Source organism: Synechococcus sp. R60.1 (assembly GCF_047461835.1).
Classification (GTDB): domain Bacteria; phylum Cyanobacteriota; class Cyanobacteriia; order Thermostichales; family Thermostichaceae; genus Thermostichus.
In genome coordinates this window covers 19701-27461 of record NZ_JANSIA010000016.1, presented here as the reverse complement: position 1 = coordinate 27461, position 7761 = coordinate 19701, and the positions used below count along the sequence as shown (strand labels likewise).

5 protein-coding genes are annotated in these 7761 nt (G+C 62.4%); 3 read left to right on the top strand and 2 right to left on the bottom strand.

Features of this window, described 5'->3' with window-relative positions:
• Positions 1–652 precede the first annotated feature (652 nt).
• Positions 653–1192: a cofactor assembly of complex C subunit B gene (locus NW834_RS04060; protein ID WP_414419601.1), complete on the top strand. Its 540-nt coding sequence runs from the start codon at positions 653–655 to the stop codon at positions 1190–1192.
• A gap of 12 nt (positions 1193–1204) precedes the next feature.
• Here NW834_RS04060 and mutS read toward each other — a convergent pair whose 3' ends face one another.
• A complete protein-coding gene (gene mutS / locus NW834_RS04055; RefSeq protein ID WP_414419600.1) occupies positions 1205–3880 on the bottom strand; it encodes a DNA mismatch repair protein MutS in 2676 nt (891 codons plus the stop codon).
• 244 nt (positions 3881–4124) lie between these two features.
• On the opposite strand from mutS, the gene NW834_RS04050 reads away from it, so the two are divergent.
• Positions 4125–4502: a hypothetical protein gene (locus NW834_RS04050; RefSeq protein ID WP_414426223.1), complete on the top strand. Its 378-nt coding sequence runs from the start codon at positions 4125–4127 to the stop codon at positions 4500–4502.
• 168 nt (positions 4503–4670) lie between these two features.
• Positions 4671–5813, top strand: a complete 1143-nt coding sequence (gene recF / locus NW834_RS04045; RefSeq protein ID WP_414419598.1) for a DNA replication/repair protein RecF — start codon at positions 4671–4673, stop codon at positions 5811–5813.
• Positions 5814–5900: 87 nt separating this feature from the next.
• On the opposite strand, the gene NW834_RS04040 is transcribed toward recF, so the two are convergent.
• Complete coding sequence (locus tag NW834_RS04040; RefSeq protein ID WP_414419610.1) at positions 5901–7451, bottom strand: YifB family Mg chelatase-like AAA ATPase; 1551 nt, start codon at positions 7449–7451, stop codon at positions 5901–5903.
• Between the last annotated feature and the right edge of the window lie 310 nt (positions 7452–7761).

Sequence of the window (7761 nt, the reverse complement as noted above, 5' to 3'; positions counted from 1 at the left end):
GGGCCATCCAACAAAATGTCGTTGAGTTCAGGTTCGTAGTTAGACATGTAGGGTGTTGCTGATGTAGCGACAGGGGTGGACAGTCCGGTGGGCTGAGAGAGGGATAGTAAACGATGTGGAGCGGGTTAAGCTTAAGTGTTCCCCTTTGCTCAACGCCTTGCGGCATTCGGAGGAAAATCACACATTGACCTCTTCCTCAACCCGACCTCCTGCCCATACCCCACAGAGAAAGGCTAACGTGGCAGTGAAGGGATCACGCAACGGGTAGAGCGTGAGTCCCTTATCATAACTTAATTATAGTTGCATTTCTCATCTCAGAGGCATGAGATCCAGCGTAGGATCCCCCCAGTTCAACCGTCACCGCCACTGCGAAAAAGCGTATTGCCCTCAGGGTGAACCCAGCAGCTCGTCCTTGGGGGAAGTAACCCATCCATCCTAGAGGGTCTAAACTTCAAAGGTAGCGTGTAAATTGCTTTGCCTATTCCAATCTATTCGATTCTATTCGATGAACTGTTCCCATTCACCTATCCCACCCAGCTGTGGGGGAGCCAGACTCCCCGAACAGGTCAACCCCCTTCCTCTGGGCGGACTGGGCTCTGCTCAGGCACTTGGGTTGGCCATAGCCCCGCTGACGGGGGAAAAGGTTTCAACCTTGGCGTTGACGACTCTATTGGCCATCGGTCTATTCTTTTTCCTGCGAGCTTCGGGCAAAGATCGCGTTGAGACTCGCGTCTATCTCAGCAGTCGCAGCCTGGAGGAAATGGGATCCGCTCTACGGGAGCACTTGGAAAGGCGTGGCTATCGTCTCCAGTCCGCCGATGCCGAGGGGATCGCCACCTTTGCAGGGCAGGGTCAGGCTAGCGTGGGGCTGGCCCTTTTTTTGACGGGGCTGGCGGGGACGGGACTGGCCTGTTTGGCCTTGGTGCTGCAGACCCTTGAGCCGGGGTGGGGAGCTTGGCCCTGGATGGTGGTGCTGGCTTCTCCTTGGGCGGGTTGGTACTACCGGCAGCGCAACCAACGCCCGGAACAAATCCGCCTGAAACTGCAGGAAGCCGACGAGGACTCCGTCCCGCTCTCGTCCTGGGAACGAACGCCAACGGCTTCTGGATCCCACCTGTGGGTGGAGGGGCATCGGGATGAGCTGGATGGGCTGGCTGCAGCCCTGGGGTTGCAAGAACGGGATCTGGATTAGGGGTAGGGGAGTCTAAGGCCAATCGGGAGAGAGAGGTGCTGGGATCAAAGACAGTTGATCCCCAACGGCGGAATCGGGGCTGCGATTGGGAGCGGGCTCTTTTTTGCAGTTCTTCTGGGCAGGTTGGCTTTTTCCTTGGTTGCGCAGGCCCAGGCCGATGCGGCTGTGTTTTTCCACCAAGGCCAGCACCTGTTCGGCCCGCTGGATTACCGGCTGGGGCAGGCCGGCCATGCGTCCCACCTCGATGCCATAGGAGCGATCTGCCCCCCCCGGCTGCACCTGGTGCAGGAAGACAATGCGATCCGGCAGCTCTTTGACCACCACCTGGAAGTTGGCCACGTTGGGCAGCAAGGTCTCCAGTTGGTTGAGCTCGTGGTAGTGGGTGGCAAAGACCGTACGGGCGCGCACCTGAGTGGCCAGGTATTCCGCCACCGCCCAGGCAATGGAAAGGCCATCGAAGGTAGCGGTGCCTCGGCCAATCTCGTCCAAAAGCACCAGGGATCGCTCGCCGGCGTGGTTGAGGATGTTGGCGGTCTCGTTCATTTCCACCATGAAGGTGGACTGGCCGGTAGCCAGATCGTCCACAGCGCCAATGCGGGTAAATACGCGGTCGCAGAGGCCCAACTCTGCCCGCCGCGCGGGGACAAAGCTGCCCATCTGGGCCAGGATTTGGATGAGCCCAATTTGCCGCAGGTAAGTGGACTTGCCGGACATGTTGGGCCCGGTGAGGACGATCAAATCGGGGCCGTGGGGGGATCCCAGCTGCACCGAGTTGGGGACAAATAGGCCCTGAGGCAGGGATTTTTCCACCACCGGGTGGCGACCCTCCTCGATCATGAGCCGGCGGTCTGTTGTGAGGAGGGGACGGGTGTATCCCTGCTGCACTGCCACTTCCGCCAGGCCAAACAGGGCATCGACGGCAGCCAGGGTCTGGGCCACTTGGCGGATGGCTTCGGCCCGGGATCCTGCCTCTTGGCGCAACTGCACAAACAGCTCGTATTCCCGCTGGTTGATGTCGGTTTGGGCTGTGAGGATGCGGGCCTCTTTTTCTTTCAGCTCAGGGGTAATGAACCGCTCTTCGTTGGTCAGGGTTTGCTTGCGGATGTACTCTTTGGGGACTTGGTGGGCCTTGGCGCGGCTGATGCTGAGGTAGTAGCCGAAGGCCTTGTTGAAGCCCACCTTGAGAGTGGGGATCCCAGTGCGGTCGCGCTCGCTTTTTTCCAACTGGGCAACCCACTGGCGGTCTTGCTCCACCTGCTGCCGCAGCCTGTCCAGCTCGGGATCCACGCCGGCTCGGATGAGGCCCCCCTCGGTGAGCACAGGGGGAGGGGAGGGCAGGAGGGTGTGCTCGATGCGTTGGCCCAGCTCAACCAGGGCGGGATCCACCTGTTGCAGGCTTTGCAAGAGGGGAGTCTTGGCTTCCCCCACCAGCTCGGCCAACTGGGGCAGTTTGCCCAAGGAGGATCCCAGGGCCACCATCTCGCGCGGGTTGGCGGTGCCCGATCCGACGCGGTTGGCCAGCCGCTCCAGGTCGTACAGAGAGTCCAGAAGGGATCCCAGGCGGGCCCGTAGGGAGGGGTTTTCCAAGAGCTCCTGGATGGTGTCTTGGCGAAGGCGGATTTGCTCCGAATCCCGCAAAGGCTGCATTAGCCAGCGCCGCAAAGTGCGCCCCCCCATGGCTGTACGGCTGTGATCCAGCACCCAGAGCAGGGATCCCACAAAAGCCCCCTCTCGGATGGTCTGGGTGAGCTCCAAGTTACGCCGGGTTTGGGGATCCAAGATGAGGTAGTCCGTGAGCTGGTAGGTGCGAGGGGGACGCAGGAGCGGATGGCCCCCCTGAGGAGAGGGCTGCACTAGGTTCTTTTGCGTCTCCTCCAAATAGTGCAACAGCCCCCCCGCCGCTCGAATAGCTAGGGGCAGCCCCTCGCAGCCCAATCCCTCCAGAGAGCGCAGGCCGTAGGTTTGCATTAGGTTCTCCCGCGCCACCGCCAACTCGAAAGGCTCCGCTGGGCGCAGCGTATAGGCGTACTGGCCGGGTAGCCCCAAAGGCCCTTGGGGATCCCCGGGCCGCAGTAGACCCAGGCCCAGTCCCTCCTCGGTGGGCAGCAGGATCTCCGCCGGCTGCAGCCGCGCCAGTTCCTGCTCCAGAGGCTCTTGCCCCTCGCTTTGACACACCCAGAACTCGCCGGTGGAGACATCCGCGTAGGCCAGGCCCCAGCGGCAGGGAGCTTGCCTTGATCCTTTGAGCTGCACAATGGCCGCCAGGTAGTTATTCTGCCGCGCCTGCAGCAGCTCTTCTTCGAGGACGGTGCCAGGGGTGATCACCCGTGTTACTTCCCGCCGCACCAAGCCCTTGGCTTGCTCTGCTGGCTCCATCTGGTCGCAGACGGCCAGGGCATAGCCTTTGGCCACCAACTGGGCGGCATAGCGGTCAAAGGCGTGGTAAGGGATCCCGCACATGGGTACCCTGCCGATGGCTCCGGCCTCTCGCCCGGTGAGCACCAGCTCCAGCTCCCGCGACACCACTTGCGCATCCTGGAAAAACATCTCGTAGAAATCCCCCAGGCGGTAGAGCAAGATGGCGTGGGGATACTGCCGCTTCAGCTCTACGTAGTGCTGCATCATGGGGGTGAGGAGGGTGGGATCCACCTCCAGGGCATTCCAAGTATGCTCGGCGGGAGAAGTCATGGCATCAAAACGTTTGCAAGCAATGGGCTCAAGGTTGAGAGCCTGGCCAAACCGGACCGATCAGCTTGGGCCATTCTAGATCTAGATGAAGTATGAGACATTTCCCCAGCCCTCCTCCTCTGGGGAGAGGGAAGCTAGGTAATTGCCATTTCGCAGTTGGTTGAAATGACCTCGCCCAGGGTAGTCGGATCCCCCCTGAGGTAAGGCCGAGTGGCTTGGCAAAGGATTCGTTCCTCCTTCACCCGTGCCCTCGGCTGTTCCCTGCCGATTTTGGTGCTCCTCACCCCCCTGGTGCTGGGATCCCCGGCGCAAGCTCAGCGGGGCAGCGGAGCTGGGTTTCATGGGCCGCCCTGGCCGTTCCTTCTTCGAGGCCCCTTTCCGGGCTCAGGAGTACCTCAGCCGGCTGCAAGCGGAGATGGCCTTCGCCAACATCAACTCCGGCAGCGTCTCTGACCTGCAGAATCAAGTGCAGAACCTGTTGGGCGACGTAAGTACGGATCCCAGCAGCTACACCTTCGCCGACTACAGCCGTAGCAAAGCTGCCCGCTACTCCGCCCGCGCTGCCCTACACCTGTTGGCGGCTGAGCGCCTCGGGGGGATGACTACCCTGACCAGGCGCTGATCTGGCCTACCCGGAACTGGGGATAGAGGGGATCCCTGCTGGCTGAGTTTCCGGGGTTAACCCCTCTATCTTCTCTGGCCCCTGCTGGAGTTGGGTTAAAGTGAAAGCCCCCAGAGCGGGGGCTGTTCTTCTCGAATACTGACTGATCGCGTCTTTACATCTCCCTTGGTGTACCTGCGTTTCCTGCACCTGTGGCACTTTCGCAACTACCGGGAGCAAGGGATCCCCTTCGACGCGCCCAAAACCATCCTGGTGGGGGAGAACGCCCAGGGTAAGACCAACCTGCTGGAAGCGGTGGAGCTGTTGGCCACCTTACGCTCGCGGCGGGCCGCTCGGGATCGGGAGCTGGTGCATCAAGAAGAACAGCAGGCGCGGATTGCCGCCACGGTGGAACGGCTGGGGGTGGCCCACGAGCTGGTGATGGAGCTGCGCAGCAGCGGCAGGCGATCCCTGAAGGTGGACGGGCAGGTGCTGCGCCGCCAGGTGGACTTTTTGGGACAGGTGAATGCCGTGGTGTTCTCCAGCCTGGATCTGGAGCTGGTGCGAGGGGGGCCAGAGGCGCGGCGCAATTGGTTGGATGGGGTGTTGCTGCAGCTGGAGCCAGCTTACCTCGGCCTGGTGGAGCAGTATCGCCAGATCCTCAAGCAGCGCAACGCCCTGCTGAAGCAGGATCCCGCGGCTGCCGGCGACAAGTTCTCGCAGATGGACTTCTGGGATGCCCAACTGGCCACCACCGGTAGCCGGATCATGCGCCGTCGTGCCCGGCTGCTGCAACGGCTGGAACCCCTGGCCGCCCGCTGGCACCAAACCATCAGCGGCGGACGGGAGACCCTCACCCTCACCTATCGACCCCAAGTGCCCCTGCCGGATCCCCAGGCCAGCCCCGAAGTGATCCAAGCCCAGTTTTTGGCCGAGATCCGCGCCAAAGCCGCCGCCGAACACTCCCTGGGCAGCTCTCTGGTGGGCCCCCATCGGGATGAAGTGGAGCTGTGCATTAACGGAGTTGCCGCCCGCGCCTATGGATCCCAAGGCCAGCAGCGCACTCTGGTTTTGGCTCTGAAATTGGCGGAGCTGGAGCTGATCGAGCAGGTGGTCAGGGATCCGCCCTTGCTGCTGTTGGACGATGTGCTGGCAGAGCTGGATCTGCAGCGGCAAAACCAGCTCTTGGAAGCCATTCAGGAGCGCGTGCAAACCTTGGTTACCACCACCCACCTGGGATCCTTTGACGCCGGCTGGCTCAAAGCCGCCCAAATCCTTCAGGTGCAGGGGGGACAGCTTTTTCCCGACAAAACAGGGGGTGGGATCCCGTAGGGCAGGCCGGAGCTCTGGCAGTGAGGGAAACCCTATCTGGGAGGGGGGCTGGGGGTGGTCGCGTCAGCGGCGCCGAGCGCTTGGGCTTTACAGCCGAGCGCGATCCAGGCTGCGGTATTGAATCGCTTCGGCAATGTGGGCCGGGGCAATGGCCTCCGCGCCCTCGAGATCGGCGATGGTGCGGGCCACCTTGAGGATGCGGTCGCTCCCCCGCGCAGACAGGGCCAACTTTTGGATGGCGCTTTCCAAGAGCTTGCGACAGGGATCCGAAAGGGAGCACCACTGCCGCAGGTGGCGGGATTGCATCTGGGCGTTGCAGTGGATCCCAGGCTCGTTTTGAAAGCGCTGCCGCTGCCGTTGTCGTGCCCGCTCCACCCGCCGCTGCACCGCTTGGGAAGATTCGCCGCCCTGGGCGCGGACAATTTCTTCCGGCTTAAGGCGGTTGACCCGCACCTGCAGGTCGATGCGATCCAGCAGCGGGCCGGAGAGCTTGGACCAGTAGCGCTCCCGCTGTTGCGGCGTACAGGTGCAGGGGTGAACGGGATCCCCGTAGAAGCCGCAGGGACAGGGGTTGGTGGAGGCCACCAGGGTGGTTTGGGCGGGAAACTCTAGGGAAACGCGGGCGCGGGAGATGGTGACTTTGCCATCTTCCAGGGGTTGGCGCAGCACCTCCAGCACCTCCCGCCGGAATTCCGTCAGCTCATCCAGGTACAGGATGCCATGGTGGGCCAGCGAGATTTCCCCGGGCTTGGGGTAGGGGCCGCCACCCACCAGCGCCACTGCCGAAGCCGAATGGTGGGGAGCGCGAAAGGGCCGCTGGGCGATCAGGGGGGTCTGGCGTCCCAGGTGCAGGTTTTGCCGCAACAGGCCGGCTGCCGAGTAGATGCGGGTGATCTCCAACATCTCTTCCCACTGCAGCTGGGGCAGAATGCCGGGCAGTCGCCGCGCCAGCATGGTCTTGCCCGCTCCCGGGCTGCCCACCAGCAACAGGTTGTGCCCGCCGGCTGCCGCGATCTCCAGAGCCCGCCGGGCATGTTCTTGCCCCTTCACATCGGCCAAATCCAGCAGGGGTTCCGTTTCGGTTGGCAACATCTGCTCTGGCTGGATCCGCACCGGCTCAACTCCCTCTGGGTTTTGCAGCCAGCCCACCACCGCCGCCAAGGAGGGCAGCCCATACACTTGGATCCCTTGCACCACCGCTCCTTCCGGCCCATTTTCCTGGGGTACCACCAGGCGGCGGATCCCCATCTCGGCAGCGCTGGCGGCAATAGGCAGAACCCCGGCCACCGGGCGTAGGGTGCCGTCTAGGGCCAATTCCCCCACCATCAGGGTGTTGGCCAGCGCTTCCCCCTCGATCACCCCGGAGGCCGCCAAGATCCCGATGGCAATGGGCAGATCGAAGCTGGGGCCCTCTTTGCGCAGATCGGCAGGGGCCAAGTTGACGATGATCCGCCGCTGGGGTAAAGCAAAGCCGGAGTTCTTGATCGCCGCCCGCACTCGCTCTTTGGCCTCCTGAACGGCAGTATCGGGCAGTCCCACCAAGGTGATCTGGGGCAAGCCACCGCCCACATCCACCTCCACCGTAACCTGCACGGCCCGGAGTCCCAGCAGAGCGGCAGCAGTGACTTGGGCAAACAATGCAGTCACCTCCCTCGGATAGTTCTTTTACCCTTTGCACAAGTGGCCGCAGGCCTATTCTGTCCCAACACGTATCCTGGCCGAAATTGGGATCCCCACGCTGCCGGCTGCATTTGCCCAAGGAGAATGTCACAATCATCTCAGGTTTTTCCTGCCCCAAAGGAGGCACGTCGGTTTTCGCAGTCGCAGTCTTTAATGAATGCGGGATCCCGGATCCGAGCTTGCCGAATGGCTCAGGCTTGGGTTGGCTGTTGCTGCCGCCTTTGCGCAGCACAGCAGCGGTGAGGCTATGTTCTGACCAGGATGGGAA

Excerpts from the sequence above, each read along its gene's own strand:
- mutS (WP_414419600.1), bottom strand. The coding sequence starts at position 3,880 with ATGACTTCTCCCGCCGAGCATACTTGGAATGCCCTGGAGGTGGATCCC.